The sequence below is a fragment of the Ensifer sp. WSM1721 genome (assembly GCF_000513895.2).
Classification (GTDB): Bacteria; Pseudomonadota; Alphaproteobacteria; order Rhizobiales; family Rhizobiaceae; genus Sinorhizobium.
The window spans coordinates 1,509,173-1,531,648 of sequence record NZ_CP165782.1; the positions used below are offsets into that span (position 1 = coordinate 1,509,173).

General features: G+C 61.0%; 16 protein-coding genes. 11 read left to right on the plus strand and 5 right to left on the minus strand.

What is annotated here, in order from left to right:
- Positions 1 to 13: 13 nt before the first annotated feature.
- Both M728_RS07450 and M728_RS07455 read right to left on the minus strand, forming a co-directional pair.
- Positions 14 to 826, minus strand: coding sequence for a glycosyltransferase family 2 protein (locus M728_RS07450; protein ID WP_026623137.1), 813 nt, complete (start codon positions 824 to 826; stop codon positions 14 to 16).
- Positions 827 to 946: 120 nt separating this feature from the next.
- A complete protein-coding gene (locus M728_RS07455; RefSeq protein WP_026623136.1) occupies positions 947 to 1,417 on the minus strand; it encodes an Lrp/AsnC family transcriptional regulator in 471 nt (156 codons plus the stop codon).
- A gap of 457 nt (positions 1,418 to 1,874) precedes the next feature.
- On the opposite strand from M728_RS07455, the gene trxB reads away from it, so the two are divergent.
- From trxB to M728_RS07480, 5 genes are all read left to right on the plus strand, one after another.
- Positions 1,875 to 2,849 (plus strand): thioredoxin-disulfide reductase, encoded by a 975-nt coding sequence (trxB, locus tag M728_RS07460; protein WP_026623135.1) that lies wholly within the window; start codon positions 1,875 to 1,877, stop codon positions 2,847 to 2,849.
- 116 nt (positions 2,850 to 2,965) lie between these two features.
- Complete coding sequence (locus M728_RS07465) at positions 2,966 to 3,862, plus strand: LysR family transcriptional regulator VtlR (protein ID WP_026623134.1); 897 nt, start codon at positions 2,966 to 2,968, stop codon at positions 3,860 to 3,862.
- 577 nt (positions 3,863 to 4,439) lie between these two features.
- Positions 4,440 to 5,234 carry an aminoglycoside phosphotransferase family protein gene (locus M728_RS07470; RefSeq protein WP_026623133.1) on the plus strand — a complete coding sequence of 265 codons (795 nt, stop codon included), beginning with the start codon at positions 4,440 to 4,442 and terminating at the stop codon, positions 5,232 to 5,234.
- Between the two features lie 130 nt (positions 5,235 to 5,364).
- A complete protein-coding gene (locus tag M728_RS07475; RefSeq protein ID WP_026623132.1) occupies positions 5,365 to 5,871 on the plus strand; it encodes a GNAT family N-acetyltransferase in 507 nt (168 codons plus the stop codon).
- 121 nt (positions 5,872 to 5,992) lie between these two features.
- Positions 5,993 to 6,931, plus strand: a complete 939-nt coding sequence (locus M728_RS07480) for a transglycosylase SLT domain-containing protein (RefSeq protein WP_370906466.1) — start codon at positions 5,993 to 5,995, stop codon at positions 6,929 to 6,931.
- A 110-nt stretch (positions 6,932 to 7,041) separates the two neighbouring features.
- Here the strand turns inward: M728_RS07480 and gyrA are convergent, their stop codons facing one another.
- A complete protein-coding gene (gene gyrA, locus M728_RS07485) occupies positions 7,042 to 9,825 on the minus strand; it encodes a DNA gyrase subunit A (protein WP_026623130.1) in 2,784 nt (927 codons plus the stop codon).
- A gap of 297 nt (positions 9,826 to 10,122) precedes the next feature.
- Between gyrA and M728_RS07490 the strand changes: the two genes are divergently transcribed.
- Positions 10,123 to 10,752, plus strand: coding sequence for a MarC family protein (locus M728_RS07490; RefSeq protein WP_026623129.1), 630 nt, complete (start codon positions 10,123 to 10,125; stop codon positions 10,750 to 10,752).
- Positions 10,753 to 10,891: 139 nt separating this feature from the next.
- Here M728_RS07490 and M728_RS07495 read toward each other — a convergent pair whose 3' ends face one another.
- Positions 10,892 to 11,404, minus strand: a complete 513-nt coding sequence (locus M728_RS07495) for a single-stranded DNA-binding protein (protein WP_026623128.1) — start codon at positions 11,402 to 11,404, stop codon at positions 10,892 to 10,894.
- 286 nt (positions 11,405 to 11,690) lie between these two features.
- On the opposite strand from M728_RS07495, the gene uvrA reads away from it, so the two are divergent.
- From uvrA to M728_RS07515, 4 genes are all read left to right on the plus strand, one after another.
- Complete coding sequence (gene uvrA / locus M728_RS07500; RefSeq protein WP_026623127.1) at positions 11,691 to 14,612, plus strand: excinuclease ABC subunit UvrA; 2,922 nt, start codon at positions 11,691 to 11,693, stop codon at positions 14,610 to 14,612.
- Between the two features lie 79 nt (positions 14,613 to 14,691).
- Positions 14,692 to 15,498: a DUF72 domain-containing protein gene (locus M728_RS07505; protein ID WP_026623126.1), complete on the plus strand. Its 807-nt coding sequence runs from the start codon at positions 14,692 to 14,694 to the stop codon at positions 15,496 to 15,498.
- 727 nt (positions 15,499 to 16,225) lie between these two features.
- On the plus strand, positions 16,226 to 20,017 hold the full coding sequence (locus M728_RS07510) for a vitamin B12-dependent ribonucleotide reductase (RefSeq protein WP_026623125.1): 3,792 nt from the start codon (positions 16,226 to 16,228) through the stop codon (positions 20,015 to 20,017).
- Between the two features lie 92 nt (positions 20,018 to 20,109).
- Positions 20,110 to 20,538, plus strand: coding sequence for a GNAT family N-acetyltransferase (locus M728_RS07515; RefSeq protein WP_026623124.1), 429 nt, complete (start codon positions 20,110 to 20,112; stop codon positions 20,536 to 20,538).
- A 37-nt stretch (positions 20,539 to 20,575) separates the two neighbouring features.
- Here M728_RS07515 and M728_RS07520 read toward each other — a convergent pair whose 3' ends face one another.
- Positions 20,576 to 21,214, minus strand: a complete 639-nt coding sequence (locus M728_RS07520) for a glutathione S-transferase family protein (protein ID WP_026623123.1) — start codon at positions 21,212 to 21,214, stop codon at positions 20,576 to 20,578.
- A gap of 186 nt (positions 21,215 to 21,400) precedes the next feature.
- On the opposite strand from M728_RS07520, the gene M728_RS07525 reads away from it, so the two are divergent.
- The gene (locus M728_RS07525; protein ID WP_139015644.1) at positions 21,401 to 21,556 is read left to right on the plus strand and encodes a hypothetical protein; all 156 of its coding nucleotides are present in this window, start codon (positions 21,401 to 21,403) and stop codon (positions 21,554 to 21,556) included.
- Positions 21,557 to 22,476 lie beyond the last annotated feature (920 nt).

Sequence of the window (22,476 nt, forward strand, 5' to 3'; positions counted from 1 at the left end):
CCCCCTGCAGCCGTCAGCGCGAAGGCGCATCGTCCACGTTCGGACGAGCCTTGAGCGCATGCCGTTGGTAGATCTTGGCCGCCGTTAGAAACGCATAGACCGCGCCCGTCATGGCTTCGATGAAGCCGGACAAGCCGCAGCGCCAAAGGCCATTGCGAAAGTAAAGCCTGAGGAAATAGAGCGGAGGACCGAAGACAAGCTTGTAGAAGCGGGGCGGCTTTCCTGCTTCGACCTGCTGGTCTGCCTTCAACGTCGAGTATTTATTCTCCTTTAGCACCTGTTCGTCCATCACCAACGGGCGGTAGTGCAGCAGGCTGCCGGTGCGGGCATCTCCGATCTTGCCATCGGGTATGATGCCTTCATGCACCTTCTGGCTAAGGTCGTAACGTCCCCTTCCCCGCCTGATCAGTCGTAGGTTCCGCCGCTCGCGGACGTTTTCGGGGGTGTATCCATAGCCGATCAGATAGGGACGGCGCGCCACCCGCCATCCAACGACGTCGTCTGGCGCGGCAAGGAGGCTGGGGAGCAGCCTGCGCAGCGCTTCGTCCAGTCTCTCGTCGGCGTCGATATTGAGGCACCAGGGCTCACTGCACTGCTCCAGGGCGAATTGCTTCTGCCCGGCATAACCGCGCCATGGCTCATGCATGAATCGGATGGGCCAACCCGCATCGACATAGGATTGCACCAGCGCTGCGGTACCATCCGTTGAGCCGGAATCGACGATGACGATCTCCGAGCATTGCTCCAGGCTCACGATGCAGTTACCGAGATAGGCTTCCTCGTTCAGGCAGATGATGAAGGCGGAAAGCGGGAGTTTTGGCGTCATGTGGCCGCCCCGGCTGGCCCCGTGCGCGCAGCATGCGCGCTTGCGTCCTGAAGATGTCTCAATTCTTTCCGCCTAGCGAAACTCTGGTCCGAATGCGCCGCAGCCGCACGGCTCCGCGTCTTAGATTTCCACCTGACACGCGTCCTTTACCTGACGGATGGTCAGCATGGTCCGCACCGTATCGACATTCTCCGTTGCGGTAAGCTCCTCAATAACGAAATCTTGAAAGCTCGCAAGGTTCTCGGCCACACACTGCAGCAGAAAGTCCGATTCTCCTGAGACCATCCAGGCCTCCCGGACGAGCGGCCAGGAGGCGGTGCGGGCGGCGAACGCCTTCAGATTGGCATCCGACTGGTGTTTCAGCCCGACCATGCAGAAGGCGACGAGATCATAGCCCAGAGCGGAAGCGTTGAGGAGCGCGCGGTAGCCGCGGATGACGCCGGCTTCTTCCAGCTTGCGAACCCGGCGAAGGCAAGGGGGAGCGGAAATGCCCACGCGCTCGGCGAGCTCCACATTCGTGATCCGGCCGTCGCCCTGCAGTTCGCGCAGTATTTTCATATCGATGGCATCGAGCTCGACGCGTACGACCATGGCCCAACATCCCCATTTTCGTCGGCCTGGCGGAAGGCCTTATTTTGTCCGCCGGTACAATTAGCTCGGCAGCCGCGAAATCGCTGCGCTCGCGCTCGCCGCCTTTGGCGAGCGCCCCATCGATCTGCTGCGTGGCTGCAGCGAGCCCGCCCGCCTGTCCAGCATGTGGGTAGCACGTTATCGGACGCCGACACGAGAGCACTTACGGTTGCATGCACAAAAACCTTACGCAGCCTTCTACGGCGGCGATCTTCACGCCGGCGGCCACCCAGCAAACCGATGCGAAAATGTCCGATTTGGTGTCAAATTGACGTTGGTGACGCAACCACTTGTGTGTATCAGCGCGTATGCCCTTGAAAGTGCGCGCTGTGAATACCTAAAGTAAGGCAATATTTTGCCATTATTGAATCGCACCGGACGACCGCCCCCGGCTCTCCGATGACGAAAGGACAAGAGCATGACCGCCCGCCACACCAAAGTGCTGATCATTGGCTCCGGCCCGGCCGGCTACACCGCCGCCATCTATACAGCGCGGGCCATGCTCTCGCCGGTGCTGATCGCCGGCATGGAACAGGGCGGCCAACTGATGATCACCACGGATGTGGAGAATTATCCAGGCTACGCTGATCCGGTCCAGGGGCCATGGATGATGGAGCAGATGCTGAGGCAGGCGACTCATGTCGGTGCGGAGATCGTGAACGACCTCGTGACCGATGTCGACCTTTCCGTCCGCCCCTTTCGTATCAAGACTGACAGTGGAACGGATTGGACGGCGGACGCGCTGATCATCGCCACGGGCGCAAAGGCAAAATGGCTCGGTATCGAGACGGAGCAAACATTCATGGGCTTTGGCGTTTCGGCCTGTGCGACCTGCGACGGCTTCTTCTATCGCAACAAGGATGTCATCGTCGTCGGCGGCGGCAACTCCGCGGTCGAAGAGGCGCTGTATCTCTCCAACCTCGCCAAGACTGTTACGGTCGTCCACCGCCGCGATGCGTTCCGGGCCGAGAAGATCCTGCAGGAGCGCCTTTTCGCCAAGCCGAACGTCAAGATCATCTGGGATCATGAGGTTGTCGAATATCTCGGCACGGCCGCCAAGCCGCCAATGCCTGCCTCCGTCACCGGCGTGAAACTTCGCAACACGAAGACAGGCGAGACGACCGACATGGCAATCGATGGCGTTTTCGTCGCCATCGGTCATGCGCCGGCCGTAGAACTTTTCAAGGGCAACCTTCGCCAGAAGCCGAACGGCTATCTGTGGACTGCCCCGGATTCGACGGCGACGGATGTTCCAGGCGTTTTTGCCGCTGGCGACGTGACGGACGATGTCTATCGCCAAGCCGTGACGGCCGCCGGCATGGGCTGCATGGCGGCGCTCGAGGCGGAGAAATATCTGGCGGGTCATATGCCCGTCGCAATTGCGGCCGAATAGAAGCTGCAAATAGGGGCGCACGCCGGAACGGAGTGGCCCCGCATGGGAACAGATGCATCGGTCATATCCGGAGGAAGGTACTAGGCTTCTCCGATTGACCCTCTATGGGGGATTTTATGTCGCTGGACTGGGACAAACTGCGCATATTTCATGCGGCGGCCGAGGCCGGCTCGTTCACGCACGCGGCAGACAAGCTCCACCTCTCGCAATCGGCGATCAGCCGCCAGGTCAGCGCTCTCGAGCAGGACGTGGGCATCAAGCTGTTTCATCGCCACGCACGCGGTCTTATCCTGACCGAGCAAGGCGAAATGCTCTATCGCACGGCGCATGAAGTGCTGATGAAGCTTGAAAGCGTCAAGGCGCAGCTCAGCGAGACCACCGACAAGCCGAGCGGCAAGCTGCGCATCACGACGACCGTCGGCCTCGGCCAGGGCTGGCTGACCGACAAGATACAGGAATTCATGTCGCTGTATCCCGAGGTCCAAGTACAGCTCATTCTCGATAACGAAGAGCTTGACGTGAACATGCGGCATGCCGACTGCGCCATAAGGCTGCGCCAGCCGCAGCAGTCGGACCTCATCCAGCGCAAGCTCTTCACCGTGCACATGCATATCTATGCGGCGCCGTCCTACATCAACAAGCACGGCGAGCCGCAATCCCTCGACGACTTGGACAATCACCGGATCATCACCTTCGGCGAGCCGGCGCCCAATTATCTACTTGATGTGAACTGGCTGGAGATCGCCGGGCGCGACCCGGATAATCCGCGGATATCGCATCTTCAGATCAACAGCCAGACCTCGATCAAGCGTGCCTGCCTGCTCGGCATCGGCATCGCCATGCTGCCGGACTATATCGTCGGTCGCGACCCTGGCCTGATCCAGCTTCCGATCAGCGCGGATATCCCGTCTTTCGACACTTATTTTTGCTATCCCGACGAATTGAAGAACTCTGCGAAGCTGAAGGTCTTCCGCGATTACATCGTCGCCAAGGCTCGGAACTGGAATTTCTGATCGTCGCTTCGGTTGCCCGATTTGTGAGCATTTGCCAATAATCATACTAAGCTACTGTTTCTCATATCGTATTTTTTCATGGGTGAAATTTTTTCGTGAAAGCAGTCTGGTTGTGCGCTGTAAAAATGTGCAGGGATGCGCACATGGCATGGCTGTCATGCATATTAAATGATTGCTGCAAGCCCAAAAAAACAGCATACCACACCCAGCTGATGCATCTTTGGTGGCTTCTCCTCCCAGTGCCACCGCAGCAGCTGTTCCCCTCTGGAGGTTCTTATTACCTTCACAACTACAAGGGCCCAAGTTTTCTTGTGGCCCTCTTTTTTTGCCTCGTTACGGCTGCAGCCCTCAGTTGCGAAATTCTTACTTACGGCTATTGAAAGCCGGCGTGACGCCCTCCATATCTCTCTTGGCTGATGCATCTAGCGGCTTTCTCCTCCCCAGCCGCTGCAACAGCTGTTCCCCTCTGGAGGTTTGAAAACCTTCACAACTGAAAGGGCCCAAGTTTTCTTGTGGCCCTCTTTTTTTTGCCCGTTGCGAGTTCATGTCGTTGTCGCGAATCGTTTACCCCGTTGGGGTGTTTGGGTCCTACATCGAAAGATGGGCGCTGGAGCCCGAGGGCGAGCCGATCGTCACCCGATCGAGCCACCTGCTGCCGGTGCGCTGGCGTGGCCGGCCAGCAATGCTCAAAATTGCGCGAGACGACGAAGAAAGGGCCGGCAGCCGCTTGATGCGCTGGTGGGGCGGCTGTGGCGCTGCCGTCATTCACGCTGAGGCTGACGACGCCATTCTGCTCGAACGCGCGGAAAGCCGCTGCTCGCTCTTTCACATGGCAATGACCGGCAGCGACGACTTGGCGACGAGGATAATCTGTCGGACCGTCGCGACGCTTCATCAACCACGTCGAATGCACCTTCCCGAGCTTGTCCCGTTGGAAAGATGGTTCGAAGCTCTGGCACCGGCCGCCCGCGCTCATGGCGGCATCTTCGAGGCGTGTTCGGGCGCGGCGAGCTTTCTTTTCGCCGATCCACGGCCGCCCGTGGCGCTTCACGGCGACATTCACCATGGAAACATCTTGCACTTTGGCGAACGCGGCTGGCTTGCTATCGATCCGAAGGGCCTGCGTGGCGAGCCCGGTTACGATTGCGCTAACCTCTTCTGCAACCCCGAACTGGCGGTGGTCACTAGCCCAGGACGCCTGCAGAAACAGCTCTCGATCGTCGCGCAGGAAGCGCGGCTTGAACCCCGTCGGATCCTTCATTGGCTCCTCGCCTATGCCGGGCTCTCGGCCGCCTGGTTTCTGAATTCAGGTGAAAGCCCGCAGCACAATTTGACGGTGGCGGCGATTGCCGCCAGCGAGATGAACCGCTAGTGCATGTTTCCTAAAACGTGCCGATTTAGGCAAATATGCACGAACTCAAAGTTGTACAACGACCTTTGCGCGTCTGAGTGCTGCGAAACACAGGTCAACTTCCGATCCCCGTCGTGAGGGAGAGAGCGATATGATCAGGGACACGGTCGAGGCGGATCTCGAAGCTATTCGAGACATCTACAACGATGCGGTGATGAACACCACGGCGATCTGGAACGAGACCCTCGTCGACGTCGCCAATCGCGCAGCCTGGCTGAAGGCGCGCAAAGCGGCCGGCTTTCCGGTGCTCGTTGCCGTTTCCGATGCGGGCGAAGTCGTCGGCTACGCCTCGTTCGGAGACTGGCGCGCCTTCGATGGCTATCGCCATACGGTCGAGCACTCGGTCTATGTGCGAACGGACCAGCGCGGCGGCGGCATCGGCCGGGCTCTGATGGTGGCGCTCATCGAACGCGCGGAGGCACTCGGCAAGCACGTGATGGTCGCGGGGATCGAGTCTGGCAACGCGGCCTCGATCCGTCTGCACGAGCGATTGGGCTTCAGGCAGACCGGGCAGATGAAGGAGGTCGGCACGAAATTCGGCCGCTGGCTCGATCTTACCTTCATGCAGCTAATCCTGCCGACGGGGGCTCCGGACTGAAATCGCGCGCCACGGTTTTTCACCGCCGTCGAAGGTGTTATCTATAGGCACTCGTTCGTCGCTGAGGAGCCGTATGGTCGAGCAAGGCAGAGCGGGCAGATGCCGCATCTGGGATAACCGAATGGGACGTCTGGCGCGCGCTGCTGTGGCGGTGTTGTCCGTCGCAGGTTGTCCTATCGCCGCCGTCTCCGGTGTTGCCGAGGCCCGCACCGATGCGCCGGTTCCTCCGCGAAAGTGCCTCTATTCGGGGATCTCCGCAGTAAACCCATCCATTCGTCTCTGCATCAGCCCCGATAATTTCGCCCGGGATGTCTGCGGCATCATCGAACACTATGCCGAGGCGAACGACCTGCCGGCTCCTTTCTTTGCCCGGTTGATCTGGCGCGAAAGCCTTTTCCAGCCGGACGCTATCAGTCCGAAGGGCGCGGAGGGAATTGCCCAGTTCATGCCGGGAACGGCAAAGCTGCGCGGCCTGTCGAATAGTTTCGACGCCGTGGCGGCTCTTGGCAAATCGGCCGAGTATTTGAGCGAACTCAAGTCGCGCTATGGTAATCTCGGCTTTGCGGCAGCGGCCTACAATGCCGGCGAGGCTGGCCTCGAGCGCTTCCTTGAGAACGACCGCCTCCCGTACGAGACGCGGGATTACGTCTTAGCGATCACAGCTCATCCCGTCGAAGACTGGCGGGACAATCCACCGAAGTCCCTCAATATCGAGCTCGACAAGGACAAGAGCTTCCTGGATGGCTGCGTCGCGCTCGCCAATACGCGGCGCTTGCGCGAAGTCGTCATAGCCGACGAGGCCGCCTGGGCACCCTGGGGTGTTCAGGTGTCGGCGCACTACCGGAAATCCGTGGCGCAGCGGTTGTTCCTGAACGCCATCAGAAGATTGCCGGCGCCGATAAACAGCGAAAAGGCGGTTCTTGTGCGAGAACGCAACGGCAGTTTTGGCGCCAGAAGCCGTTACGCGGCCCGCATAGGCCGACAGACGCGCGCTGAAGCGAACAAGCTATGCGCCGCCATTCGCAAGAGCGGCGGCGCCTGTATCGTTTTCAGGAATTGAACGGCAGGCGCTTCAGCACGTCGCCGCAACTTCTTGTTTCCTCCTTCAAAAACAAGAGGCCCCGGTCAACCCGGAGCCTCGCCCGCATGAATCTTCGTCACTTTGGCGGCTCATTCGTCCGCATCGCCCGGCGGCTCGGCTACGATCGCTTCGCCGGCGGTGACGACTTCCTCGATCTCGTCTTCGCCGTCCGGCTCGCTGATCCGCTCGACCGACACGACCTTCTCGTCCTTGGCTGTTGAGAAGATGGTGACGCCCTTGGTGGCGCGGCTCGCCAGCCGAATGCCGTCGACCGGCACGCGGATGAGTTGGCCACCATCGGAAACAAGCATGATCTGATCGTTGTGCTCGACCGGGAAGGCTGCGACGAGCTCGCCGATCTCCGCGGTTTTCGAGGTGTCGGTAGCGCGGATACCCTTGCCGCCGCGACCCGATGTGCGGAAATCGTAGGACGAGGAGCGCTTGCCGAAGCCCTTTTCCGAAACCGTCAGGATGAACTGTTCACGCGCCTTCAGCTCCTCATAGCGCTCGTCGGAGAGTTCTCCACCATTGGTGACCTCTTCGCCGACAAGCGCGATCTCTTCGTCCTCGCCGGTCGTGGCGCGGCGCTCAGCCGCCGAGCGCTTCAGATAGGCGGCGCGCTCCCACGGCTCGGCATCGACATGGCCGACGATTGCCATCGAGATGATCCGGTCGCCGTCGCCAAGCGAAATGCCGCGCACGCCGATCGAGTTGCGGCCGGCAAAGACGCGCACGTCGGAGACGGGGAAGCGGATGCACTGGCCGCATGCCGTCGTCAGCAGCACGTCGTCAAGCTCGGTGCAGGTATCGACCGAGAGGATCTCGTCGCCCTCCTCCTCGAGCTTCATCGCGATCTTGCCGTTACGGTTGACTTGGATGAAGTCGGAGAGCTTGTTGCGGCGGACCGTACCGCGGGTGGTCGAGAACATCACGTCCAGGTTTTCCCAGGTCGTCTCGTCCTCGGGCAGCGGCATGATCGTGGTAATGCGTTCGCCGGGCTCCAGCGGCAGCATGTTGATCAGCGCCTTGCCGCGCGACTGCGGCGTACCGATCGGCAAGCGCCAGACCTTCTCCTTGTAAACGATGCCACGCGAGGAGAAGAACAGCACCGGCGTGTGGGTGTTGGCGACGAATAGCCGGGTAACGAAGTCCTCGTCGCGGGTCGCCATGCCGGAGCGGCCCTTGCCGCCGCGGCGCTGCGCCCGATAGGTCGTGAGCGGCACGCGCTTGATATAGCCGAGGTGTGACACGGTGACGACCATGTCCTCCTGAGCGATCAGGTCCTCGTCTTCCATGTCCGGGCCGCCATCGGCGATCTCGGTACGGCGCGGCGTGCCGAATTCGTCGCGGATCGCTCCAAGCTCATTCTTGACGATCTGCATGATGCGCAGCCGCGAGGAGAGAATGTCGAGGTAATCCTTGATCTCTTCGCCGATCTTGTTGAGCTCGTCGCCGATTTCGTCGCGGCCGAGTGCCGTCAGGCGCTGCAGACGCAGGTCGAGGATCGCGCGGGCCTGCTCTTCCGAGAGATTATAGGTGCCGTCGTCATTGATCCGGTGGCGCGGATCGTCGATCAGGCGGATCAGCGCATCGACGTCGTGCGCCGGCCAGCGGCGTTCCATGAGTTGTTCGCGTGCGGTCTGCGGATCCGGCGCCTGGCGGATCAGCTTGATGACCTCGTCGATATTGGCGACGGCGATCGCGAGACCGACCAGGACATGGGCGCGCTCGCGCGCCTTGCGCAAGAGGTATTTCGTTCTCCGGCTAACGACGTCCTCGCGGAAGGAGACGAAGGCGCGCAGCATGTCGAGCAGCGTCATCTGCTCCGGCTTGCCACCGTTCAGCGCCACCATGTTGCAGCCGAAGGAGGTCTGCAGCGGCGTGTAGCGATAGAGCTGGTTGAGAATGACCTCGGCGTTAGCGTCGCGCTTCAGCTCGATGACGACGCGATAGCCCTGACGGTCGGATTCGTCGCGCAGGTCCGAAATGCCCTCAATGCGCTTTTCGCGCACGAGTTCGGCCATCTTCTCGATCATCGTCGCTTTGTTCACCTGATAGGGGATCTCGGTGATGATGATCTGCTCGCGATCGCCGCGCATCGGTTCGATATGCGCGCGTCCGCGCATCATGACGGAGCCGCGGCCGGTCTCATAGGCTTGGCGGATGCCGGAGCGGCCGAGGATCAGCGCGCCGGTCGGAAAATCCGGCCCCGGAATGATCTGCATCAGCTCCGGCAACTCGATCGCCGGGTTGTCGATCAGCGCGATACAGCCGTCGATGACCTCACCGAGATTGTGCGGAGGAATGTTGGTCGCCATGCCGACCGCGATACCGCCGGCGCCGTTGACGAGCAGGTTCGGGAATTTCGCCGGAACGACGACAGGCTCGTGCAAAGTGCCGTCGTAGTTGTCGCGGAAATCGACCGTTTCCTTGTCGAGATCGTCGAGCAGCGAATGCGCCGCCTTCTGCAGCCGGCACTCGGTATAGCGCTCCGCCGCAGGCGGGTCGCCGTCGACGGAACCGAAGTTGCCCTGACCGTCGATGAGCGGCAACCTCAGCGACCAGTCCTGCGCCATGCGCGCCAAGGCGTCGTAGATCGCCGCGTTGCCGTGCGGATGGTATTTACCCATCACGTCACCGGTGACGCGGGCGCATTTGACGTATTTCTTGTTCCAGTCGATGCCGAGCTCGCTCATCCCGTAGAGGATGCGCCGATGAACGGGTTTCAAGCCATCGCGAACATCGGGAAGCGCGCGCGAAACGATCACGCTCATGGCGTAATCGAGGTAGGACCGCTGCATTTCCTCGATAATGGAAATCGGCTCGATGCCTGGCGGAGTTTTCCCGCCGCCTGGAGTGCTTTGCTCAGTCAATGTTGATCACGATCTTTGTTCAGAATCAGTCGGTTTTTTATAGCCGAATGCGGCCTTCAGCGCCAATTTTCGGCGGGTGGTTTTGAACAGTCTTTTGCCGCCGGAGCGGGCTTTTCTAGGGCAGACGCCCACGAATCGGAAGGTCCTGGCGGGGCCGTGTTCTGCCCGTTCTAAGGTCGGTTTAAGCCATTGTGCGGCGCTTGGCTACCCGCCCCTTTCCAAGCCCGCGTGGCTTGCCTAAGAATGCGGCCGACATCACCAGGAAAACCGGTGTCAAAATCCGGAGAGGGGATACGGATGTTCAATGCCGATCTTTTGGTCAATGCGCTGACGACGCTGCTCGTCACGCTTGATCCGCCCGGGCTCGCACCGATCTTTCTGAGCCTGACGGTTGGCATGAGCCGGCACGAGCGCTTTCAGGTCGCAACCCGCGGCTCGCTGATCGCCTTCTTCATCCTGGCGGCCTTCGCCCTCTTCGGCGACGGCATTCTCGGCCTGCTCGGCATCTCGATCGGCGCTTTTCGCATTGCCGGCGGCCTGCTGCTCTTCTGGATCGCCTTCGAGATGATTTTCGAGAGGCGCCAAGAGCGAAAGGAAAAGACCGGAGAAGCCGCGATTACGAAGGACCATATCCACAATATCGCGGTCTTTCCCCTCGCCTTGCCGCTCATCGCCGGACCGGGAGCGATCTCGGCGACCATCCTCCTCGGCAGTTCCTTCCCTTCGGTCATCGACCGCGTGCAACTGCTCGTCGTCATCGCCGCCTCGATGGCGTTGCTGTTCCTGGCGCTGGTGATCGCCGAGCGCATCGACCGTTTCCTCGGCACAACCGGGCGGGCGATCCTCACCCGCCTGCTTGGCGTCATCCTTGCGGCGCTCGCCGTGCAATTCGTCCTCGACGGCGTGCGCTCAGCGTTTCGCGTCTAAAGTGCGTCGCGTTCAACAAATTCATGCGAGGCGCTTTAGGTGCTTGTTTTTGTACATGTCGTTGTCCCGGAGACCGCTGCAAAACACAACGGCCCGCTCAGGGGCGGTCCGAACGCGGAGGCGGGTTTAAACCTGCCGATCAGAACGGAATGTCGTCGTCGAGATCGCGCGAGAAATTGCCGCCGCCCTGGTTCGACTGGCCGCCGGAGCGGGCGCCGCCAGGGGCCTGCCGCGGCTGATCGTAATCCTCGTAGCCGCCGCCGAAATCGCTGCCGCCGCGACCGGCCCCGCCGCCTTCGCCGCGACCGTCGAGCATGGTCAGCGTCGAGTTGAAGCCTTGCAGCACGACTTCGGTCGTGTAGCGATCATTGCCGTTCTGGTCCTGCCATTTGCGCGTCTGCAACTGGCCTTCGATGTAGAGCTTGGCGCCCTTCTTCACATATTGCTCGACGACCTTGCAGAGCCCCTCGTTGAAGACGACGACATTGTGCCATTCCGTCTTTTCGCGACGCTCGCCGCTGTTGCGGTCGCGCCAAGTTTCCGACGTAGCGATCCTGAGGTTTGCGATCGGCCGGCCATCCTGCGTGCGCCGGATTTCGGGGTCCGCCCCGACGTTTCCGATCAAGATCACCTTGTTGACGCTACCAGCCATATCGCTTTTCCCGTACTTGTCGCCGCACCACCGGTCCGGCTCTCCAATCTCTCAAGAGCGCTCATCTTAACGGGCCTCCGCCGCGGATACGCCCCGCATCGCCAATAATCCACAGCTCATTTGTCCAGGACACGGCTGACATTTTGTTCTTTTTTTGTTCTAATGTTTCTCTATGATCCTGTCAACCGAATCGCAATTGAGCCCCTCTTTTGCCGATTGCGCCTCGACACGGGCGTCGTCGTCATTACATAGGAGGCTTTCAACCGATATTCAAAACTGGCTTCCGATGAGCGAACTCAAGACCATCTCCATTCGCGGTGCGCGCGAGCACAATCTCAAGGGCATCGACCTTGACCTGCCGCGCAACAAGCTGATCGTGATGACCGGCCTTTCCGGCTCCGGCAAATCCTCGCTTGCCTTCGACACGATCTATGCCGAGGGCCAGCGCCGCTACGTCGAGAGCCTCTCTGCCTATGCCCGCCAGTTCCTGGAGATGATGCAGAAGCCGGACGTCGACCAGATCGACGGGCTCTCGCCGGCGATCTCGATTGAACAGAAGACGACCTCGCGCAACCCGCGCTCGACAGTCGGCACCGTGACCGAGATCTACGACTATCTGCGCCTGCTTTTTGCGCGCGTCGGCGTGCCCTATTCGCCGGCCACCGGTCTGCCGATCGAGAGCCAGACGGTCAGTCAGATGGTGGACCGCGTACTGGAATTCGGCGAGGGCACGCGCCTCTACATCCTCGCGCCGCTCGTCCGGGGCCGCAAGGGCGAGTACAAGAAGGAACTCGCCGAGCTGATGAAGAAGGGCTTCCAGCGCGTCAAGGTCGACGGCCAGTTTTATGAGATCGCCGACGTCCCGACGCTCGACAAGAAGTACAAGCACGACATCGATGTGGTGGTCGACCGCGTCGTGGTGCGGCCCGATATCGCGACGCGCCTCGCCGACAGCCTCGAAACTTGCCTCACGCTCGCCGACGGCCTGGCGATCGCCGAATTCGCCGACAAGCCGTTGCCGCCGGAGGAGACATCCGCTGGCGGTTCGGCCAACAAGTCGCTGAACGAGACGCATGAGAGCGTGCTCTTTTCGGAGAAGTTCGCCTGCCCGGTCTCGGGCTTTACCATTCCCGAAATCGAGCCACGGCTGTTCTCCTTCAACAATCCCTTCGGCGCCTGCACGACCTGTGACGGTCTCGGGAGCCAGCAGAAGATCGACGAGGCGCTGATCGTGCCGGAACCGCACCGGACCTTGCGCGACGGTGCCATCGCGCCGTGGGCGAAGTCGACCTCGCCCTATTACAACCAGACGCTCGAAGCGCTCGGCCAGGTCTTCGGCTTCAAGCTCGGCAGCCGCTGGAGCGAGCTCTCCGAGCAAGCGCAGAGAGCGATCCTCCACGGTACCGAGGAGAAGATCACCTTCCACTACCAGGATGGCGCCCGCTCCTACAATACGACCAAGACCTTCGAGGGCATCGTGCCCAATCTCGAACGGCGCTGGAAGGAGACCGACAGTGCCTGGGCGCGCGAGGAGATCGAGCGCTTCATGTCGGCGGCACCCTGCCCCGCCTGCGCCGGCTACCGGCTGAAGCCGGAAGCGCTGGCCGTCAAGATCCATCGGCTGCACATCGGTGAGGTCACCGAAATGTCGATCCGCGCTGCCCGCGACTGGTTCGAGGCGCTGCCTGAGCACCTCAGCCCGAAGCAGAACGAGATCGCCGTTCGCATCCTCAAGGAGATCCGCGAACGGCTGCGCTTCCTGAACGATGTCGGCCTCGAATACTTAAGTCTCTCGCGCAATTCCGGCACGCTTTCGGGCGGCGAAAGTCAGCGTATCCGGCTCGCCTCACAGATCGGCTCCGGACTGACCGGCGTTCTCTACGTGCTGGACGAGCCTTCGATCGGCCTGCATCAGCGCGACAATGCCCGGCTGCTCGACACGCTCAGGCACCTGCGCGACATCGGCAACACGGTGATCGTCGTCGAGCATGACGAGGACGCGATCCTGACGGCGGACCATGTCGTGGATATCGGCCCCGCGGCCGGCATCCACGGCGGTGAGATCGTCGCCGAAGGCACGCCCTCAGATATCATGGCCAATCCGAAGTCGCTGACCGGCAAATATCTTGCGGGTGAGTTGTCGGTCGAGGTGCCGAGCGAACGGCGGAAACCAAAAAAGAAGAAGGAAATCACGGTCATAGGAGCCCGGGCTAACAACCTGAAGAATGTGACGGCGTCGATCCCGCTCGGCGTTTTCACCGCCGTCACCGGCGTCTCGGGCGGTGGCAAGTCCACTTTCCTCATCGAAACGCTCTACAAGGCGGCGGCACGCCGCATCATGGGCGCGCGCGAAAACCCGGCCGATCACGACCGCATCGACGGCTTCGAGCACATCGACAAGGTGATCGACATCGACCAGTCGCCGATCGGCCGCACGCCGCGCTCGAACCCGGCGACCTATACCGGTGCCTTCACGCCGATTCGCGACTGGTTCGCCGGGCTGCCGGAGGCGAAAGCACGCGGCTACCAGCCGGGCCGCTTCTCCTTCAACGTCAAGGGCGGCCGCTGCGAGGCCTGCCAGGGCGACGGCGTCATCAAGATCGAGATGCACTTCCTGCCGGATGTCTATGTCACCTGCGACGTCTGCCACGGCAAGCGCTACAACCGCGAAACGCTCGACGTGCATTTCAAGGGCAAGTCGATCGCCGACGTTCTCGACATGACGGTTGAGGAAGGCGTCGAATTCTTCTCAGCCGTTCCCGCCGTGCGTGACAAGCTGGTGACGCTTAATCAGGTCGGGCTTGGCTATATCAAGATCGGCCAGCAGGCGAACACGCTTTCGGGCGGAGAAGCCCAACGTGTGAAGCTCGCCAAAGAACTGTCGAAACGCTCGACCGGACGCACGCTCTATATTCTCGACGAGCCGACAACAGGCTTGCATTTCCACGATGTAGCCAAGCTTCTTGAAGTGCTGCATGAACTTGTCAACCAGGGCAATTCGGTAGTGGTCATCGAGCATAATCTCGAAGTCATCAAGACGGCCGACTGGATCATCGATTTCGGTCCGGAGGGTGGCGACGGTGGCGGCGAGGTCATTGCGCAGGGTACGCCCGAGGCCGTCGTGAAGGAGCCGCGCTCTTACACCGGACACTTCCTGAAGGAGCTTCTGGAGCGTCGGCCGGTGAAAAAGGTGGTGGCGGCGGAGTGATTCGGGTGGCGACTGAAGCTGCCCATCATGACGGTCGAGCTTTTGAGAATCGATCAAGGCGGCTTTGAGGGAGGAGAGGATGGCAAATTCAGGAAAGATCCGCGTCGGCATCGGTGGTTGGAACTTCGAGCCCTGGGAGGGCACCTTCTACCCTTCCGATCTCCCGAAGAAGCGGCAGCTCGAATTCGCTGGCAAGGAGTTGCGGACCATCGAGGTCAATGGCACCTATTACAGCTCGCAGAAGCCGGAGACCTTCGCCAAATGGGCAGCCGAGGTGCCGGACGGTTTCATCTTTTCGCTGAAGGCCAGCCGCTTCGTGACGAATCGCAGGGTCCTCTCCGAAGCCGGTGAATCCATGGAGCGATTCCTGACGCAGGGGCTGACCGAATTGGGCGACCGTCTTGGACCCATCCTCTGGCAATTCGCGCCGACCAAGAAGTTCGATCCCGAGGATTTCGAAGGCTTCCTGAAGCTCATGCCGGAAAAGCAGGACGGGCTGAAGCTTCGCCATGTCGTCGAGGTCCGCAATCCAACTTTCCAGGTGGCGGATTTCGTGAAGCTGCTCGAGAAGTACAAGGTGGCCGTCGTTCTCGCCGAACACGCGGATTACCCGATGATTGCCGACGTCACCACCGACTTCGTCTATGCGCGGCTGCAGAAAGGCAGCGACGACGTGAAGACCTGCTACCCGCCTAAGGGGCTCGATCTCTGGGCCGAGCGACTGAAGACCTTTGCGGCCGGCGGCGAGCCGGACGAGCTTGAGAAGAGTGCGCCGGAGCGTAAACCCGAAAAGGCACCGCGCGACGTCTTCGCCTTCTTCATTACCTCGGGCAAGATCAACGCGCCGAACGGCGCGAGGGAATTGCAGAAGCGCGTGGACGGCTAAGGCTGTGCGCATCCGCCTGTCCCGCCGGGATGGCGTTCCACCGGGCATCTTGCGCATAAAAGGCGAAAGGACGCCTCGTTCAAGATGTTGTGGTCGCCTATTCGTCGGGATCTATAGGTCGCGCCAACGAATCACGTGTCCCTACGTCACATTCCCGGCGGCTTCGCAATCGCGGGTAGCGCAACGGCATTCCAGTTACCCGCTTTTTCATCCATAAAAATTTTGATTTTCCGCCTGTCGCTACGGCATCTTCGCAAGCAAATTCGGGAAGCCCCTGATTTTCAACGGCTTGATCGATGTCCCCGTTTTCCACAGTCGGTCCACACAACATCTAGCGCTCAAACTTCCGTCACAAACCACCCCTTGACGCCCCAAGGCGATTCACGGTTAATGGATTTTACGTTGCGACGGCGGCGGACCGGAAAGTTCAGAGGCCGGTTCTTCTCCCCAAATCGTCGATTCTGACATGTGGCTCCGGCAGGTTCCCTGCTGCCGCAATGGAGGAATTTTGCGCGAATTTTAGGGGCGCCGAAGCGGCATTTCGCGCTGGCATAAACAACCTGTTAATACTATATTTAGTGTTTGCAGCCAGCATCATCACAAGATACAGGATTACCCAGGAGTTGGGTTTCCTCACATCGATGGAAGCTGAAGCTGGCTGCGGGAACCCTCGCGGCCGGGCGGGGTTAACTGCGCCTTGGCGCACGGCAACAAAAGGACGGGACCAATGAAGATCGAGCGTCGTTTCACGAAGGCAGGGCAATCCGCCTATGCCGAGATAGAATTCCGCAAGGCGACGAGTGAGATCAAGAATCCAGACGGGTCGATCGTTTTCCGGCTCGAGAATATCGACGTGCCCGCGCAGTTCTCGCAGGTCGCCGCCGATATTCTCGCGCAGAAATATTTCCGCAAGGCCGGCGTGCCTGCGAAGCTGAAGCGCGCCGAGGAAAACGACGTCCCCTCTTTCCTGTGGCGCTCGGTTCCGAACGCGGAAGCGCTGAAGGCGCTGCCGAAGGAAGAGCAATACGGCTCCGAAACCGATGCCCGCCAGGTCTTCGATCGCCTGGCCGGCACCTGGACCTACTGGGGCTGGAAGGGGGGCTACTTCGACACCGAGGAAGATGCGTCCGCCTTCCGTGACGAACTCGCCTACATGCTCGCCACCCAACGCGTCGCGCCGAACTCGCCGCAATGGTTCAACACCGGCCTGCACTGGGCTTATGGCATCGATGGCCCCGGCCAGGGTCACTTCTATGTCGATCCCTTCACCGGCAAGCTGACGAAGTCCAAGTCCGCTTACGAACACCCGCAGCCACATGCCTGCTTCATCCAATCGGTTGCCGACGACCTCGTGAACGAGGGCGGCATCATGGAACTCTGGGTGCGCGAGGCGCGCCTCTTCAAATACGGCTCCGGCACCGGCTCCAATTTCTCGCACTTGCGCGCTGAAGGCGAGAAGCTCTCGGGCGGCGGCAAGTCCTCCGGCCTCATGAGCTTCCTGAAGATCGGCGACCGCGCCGCCGGCGCCATCAAGTCGGGCGGGACGACGCGCCGTGCCGCCAAGATGGTGGTCGTCGATATCGACCATCCGGATATCGAGGAATATATCAACTGGAAGGTGAAGGAAGAGCAGAAGGTCGCCGCTCTCGTCACCGGCTCGAAGATCGTCGCCAAGCACCTGAAGGCGATCATGAAGGCCTGCGTCAACTGCGACGGCAGCGACGATGCCTGCTTCGACCCGAAGCAGAACCCGGCTCTGAAGCGCGAGATCCGCGCTGCCAAGCAGGCTCTGGTTCCGGAAAACTACGTCAAGCGCGTCATCCAGTTCGCGCGCCAGGGCTACAAGGACATCGAGTTCAAGACCTATGACACGGACTGGGACTCTGAAGCCTATCTGACCGTCTCCGGTCAGAACTCCAACAACTCCGTCTCGATCAAGGACGACTTCCTGCGCGCCGTCGAGGCCGATGGCGATTGGCACCTGACCGCCCGCAAGGACGGTCGCGTAATGAAGACCGTCAAGGCGCGCGATCTCTGGGAGTCGATCTCCTATGCCGCCTGGGCCTCGGCCGATCCGGGCCTGCACTTCAACACGACGATGAACGACTGGCACACCTGCCCGGCTGCCGGCCCGATTCGCGCGTCGAACCCGTGCTCGGAATACATGTTCCTCGACGACACGGCCTGCAATCTCGCATCGCTCAACCTGATGCAGTTCAAGGACGCCGCCACCAAGCGGATCAACATCGGCGATTACGAACATGCCGTCCGCCTCTGGACGCTCGTGCTCGAAATCTCGGTGATGATGGCGCAGTTCCCGTCGCGCGAGATCGCCGAACTCTCCTATGAGTACCGCACGCTCGGCCTCGGCTATGCCAATATCGGCGGCCTGCTGATGTCATCCGGCATCCCCTATGATTCGCCCGAAGGCCGCGCCATCGCCGGCGCGCTGACGGCGATCATGACCGGCGTCGCCTATGCCACCTCGGCAGAAATCGCCGCCAAGCTCGGCCCCTTCCCCAACTTTGCGCCGAACCGCGATAACATGCTGCGCGTCATACGCAACCATCGCCGCGCGGCTCATGGCGAGACGGCCGGCTATGAGGGGCTCTCGGTCAATCCGGTTGCGCTCGTCCATGGCGATTGCCCCGATCAGGAGCTGATAGCGCATGCCAAAAGCGCTTGGGACAAGGCGGTCGAGCTCGGCGAGAAGCACGGCTACCGCAACGCCCAGGCGACGGTGATCGCGCCTACCGGCACGATCGGTCTCGTCATGGATTGCGACACCACCGGCATCGAGCCCGACTTCGCGCTGGTAAAATTCAAGAAGCTCGCCGGCGGCGGCTATTTCAAGATCATCAACCGCGCCGTGCCGGAAGCGCTGCGCACGCTCGGCTACACGGAGAGCCAGATCGCCGAGATCGAGGCCTACGCCGTCGGCCACGGCAACCTCAACCAGGCGCCCGCCATCAACCCGGCGACGCTGAAAGCGAAGGGCTTCACCGACGAGAAGGTCGATGCCGTCAACGCCGCACTGAAATCGGCCTTCGATATCAAGTTCGTCTTCAATCAGTGGACGCTCGGCGCCGATTTCCTCAAGGACACGCTGAAGGTCACCGACGAGCAGCTCGCCTCGATAGACTTCAACCTCCTTGAGCACCTGGGCTTCTCGAAGAGGGACATCGAAGCCGCCAATATCCATATCTGCGGCGCGATGACGCTCGAAGGCGCGCCATTCCTGAAAGCGGAGCACCTGCCGGTCTTCGATTGCGCCAATCCCTGCGGCAAGATCGGCAAGCGCTATCTTTCGGTCGAAAGCCATATCCGCATGATGGCGGCCGCCCAGCCCTTCATCTCGGGCGCGATCTCCAAGACGATCAACATGCCGAACGAGGCCACCGTCGAGGATTGCAAGAACGCCTATATGCTCTCCTGGAAGCTGGCGCTGAAGGCCAACGCCCTCTACCGCGACGGCTCGAAGCTGTCGCAGCCGCTGAACGCCTCGCTGATCGAGGACGAAGAGGAAGAGGAAGCGATCGAAGAGCTGATGCAGGCGCCGGCTGCGGCTCAGGCCGTCGCGGTCACCGAGAAGATCGTCGAGCGCGTCATCGAGAAGGTGGTGCGTGCCCGCGAGAAGCTACCGAACCGCCGCCAGGGCTATACCCAGAAGGCGATCGTCGGCGGCCACAAGGTCTACCTGCGGACCGGCGAATTCGGCGATGGTCGTCTTGGCGAGATCTTCATCGACATGCATAAGGAAGGTGCCGCCTTCCGCGCGATGATGAACAACTTCGCCATCGCCATCTCGCTCGGCCTGCAATATGGCGTGCCGCTGGAGGAATACGTGGAGGCCTTCACCTTCACCAAGTTCGAGCCGGCCGGCATGGTCCAAGGCAATGACGCGATCAAGAACGCGACGTCGATCCTCGACTATGTCTTCCGCGAGCTCGCCGTCTCCTATCTCGGTCGCCACGACCTGGCCCATGTCGACACGTCCGACTTCAGCAACACGGCGCTCGGCCGCGGCATCCAGGAAGGCAAGACCAATCTCGTCTCGACCGGCTGGACCCGTGGTTACAAGCCGACGCTCGTCGGCGGCTCGGGCGACCGCTCCGAGCCGAAGGGTGCAGCAACCGCCGCGCCTACCCGCGCCTCCGGCGGCGCCACGGTGACCTCGATCGCCGGCAATGCCGTCCGCAGGCTGGAGCCGGCAGTGGCCGCGACTACCTCGGAAGTCGTCGCCTTCAAGCGCGACTACGAGGAGCGCGCCGCCGAGCTTGCCGAGGAGATCGCTGAAGAGGTCGAACAGGAGGTAACCGCCCTGTTCTCCGACAAGGCTGCGGCGGAGGCTGCATCCGCCAAGAGCGAGGCCAAGAAGGTCGAAGCCGAACGTCGCGCCCGCTCTATTATGCAGGGCTACACCGGCAACATGTGCTCCGAGTGCCAGAACTTCACGATGGTGAGGAATGGTACCTGCGAGAAGTGCGACACGTGCGGTGCGACGAGCGGCTGCAGCTGATTAGCAGCGCCCGGTTGCTGCCGCCCCTGAATTCTCGGAAGCCCAAGGGTCACGCCTTGGGCTTTCGCCGTCTAAAGAGAGCGCAAAGGTACATGGCTACCCCCCTCCTCGACATCATCCCCACCGATCCCAATCCCGACGACATCCGCGCGATCGTCGCGGCCTTGAACGTCTACAACACTGCCAACAGCGGCATGGCCGACCAGCCCGGCTTTGCCGTCATCATCCGCGATCCGGAAACGCGAGCGGCCGTCGGCGGGCTTTATGCCGTCGACGGTTATGGCTGGGCCTTCATCCGCTATCTGGCGATCCCCGAAGAATATCGCGGGCACGGGCTCGGGCGGCGGCTCATGGAGGAGGCGGAGAAAATCGCCAAGGCGCGCGGCTATATCGGCCTGTGGCTCGACACCTTCGAATTCCAGGCGCGACCCTTCTATGAGAAGCTCGGCTTCGAGCTCTTCGGCGAACTCGAAGGCGGGCCGGGTGCCATTCCGCGCTATTTCCTCAAGAAGCGCTTGTGACCACCGGCGGTCGAGGCGGCCGAAGCGGTCAGTTCAGCTAGATTGGCTGAGTTTCATTCATAGAGGACCGGGCAGCGATTCGGGACCACCACGCCCCTAGGTTTTCATATTGCCGGATCATCTCCCGGCCTTCCGGCGCCATGAGGAAGTAGTCGAACATCGGCGCGGCATAGAGATCAGCCAGCGACATGGTCTCGCCGGCAAGCCAGGGTGCCGTTCCCATGATGTCGGACATCGCCTCCAGGCATGTCCGCGCCTTCGGAAGCGCCGCGGCGATCGTGGCCTCATCAGCGGTCGCGCCCTTCGCGGGCTTGGAGATTCGCTCCACGTAAATTCCCCACACCAAAGTGGGATAGGCATAGTTGTCGGCGATGCTCATCAGTTGGTTGCAACGGGCTCGCTCCCGAACATCGGCAGGCTGAAGCTTCGACCCGTCGAACACGTCGTCGGCGTAGCGTGTTACCGCACCGGTCTCGTACAGCCTGAATCCATTGTGTTCAAAGGCAGGAATGCGCCCGAAGGGATGCCGTTCCAGGTAGGCGGGCGGCGGGCCATCGCTCGCAAAGATATTGATAGGAACGAGATCGTAATCCACACCCTTCTCGACCAGCGTAAGCCGCACGATCCGCACGTAAACGCTGTACGCCGCTCCGAACACGCGTGGTTTTTCCGTCACTGCTGCTCTCCCGTTGTCGGACGACTTCGAGCCTTTGCCCGATCTTCAAGACTACAGTGTGCGATTGAAGCAGATGGTTGCAACCTTGACCGTAAGAAAAAGCAAGAGAGTCATGTGAAACCAATGGACTAGGCGCTTCGGATGCCGCAATTTGGCCGTGTCTGACGAAGCCGAATCGGAGAGTCCATGCCCCTCAAATATCTGACCATCTTGATGCTTGTTGTACTGTCGGGCTGCGCGAGCACTGGCGCCGGCAACACGACTTACGCGCAATGGTATGGCCCGAACCCGGTTCCGGATTTCGGCGCTGCAAGCCCCGGCGGGCTGCGGGTTGGGTATTAAGAAAAACACGTAAGGAGCGAAGCGCTCCTCTGGTCGGGTGTTTCCCTCTGACTGCATGGAATGGAAGGACCGCGCCATGTCCGTCTGGCGGGACGGTATGGGCGCGGCGCAGCGCCTTTCCCTGCGGCGCGACGAGACCATGATCGCCGCAGAAATGCGTCGAAGACGGGACCGATACTACTGCATGTGTCCTTAAATCGTACCCGATTTAAGGACAAAAACATGCAGCAATTCAAAGTGCTACAGCGTCCTTTGTGCGTCTGAAACGACGCACGGCGCTGTAGATGAGGAGGTGGCCTGCCGGCGGCCGACGTCAGGCTCGCACGGCCGCCGGAGCGGCCGGAGAATTACCGCGGCGGAACGATCCCTTGATAATACTCACCCTCGCCGCCGACATAGCCGACTCCGGTATGCGAACACGCCGCGAGGGTTGCGAGTGCGAGCAGCAACACGATTTTGCGCATAGGCCTCGTACCTTTCCTAACAGATTGACGATCATTGATATTCCGCCATACGTGCGGGATCAATTCCCACTTCGAGGTCGCACCCACTCGCCATTCCGTCTTGCGGCCGGCCACGGGAAGATCGCACGATGTTGGCTCCGAGCACGCCAAATCGACGGCGTAGGATCGCCTGTTCGCGTGCGGTCATTGCACGCTATTTCTTCTGATGCCGGTACGGGCAATCTCCTTAGAAGGGCGTCGGCGGTACGACGCCGGTGTAATACTCCCCTTGCCCGCCATAATAGCGCTCTCTGTAGCGCTCGGTGTCGGGCCTCCCTGTTTGCGAGCACGCGCACAAAGTAGAGATCGCTAGCAATAATACGATCGCGCGCATAGAGCTTCGTCCTTTCCTGATTACTGTTCCCCAATGCACTTGCACTGCGCAGGACTGCGTCGTTTTCTTCATTGCGACGGCGA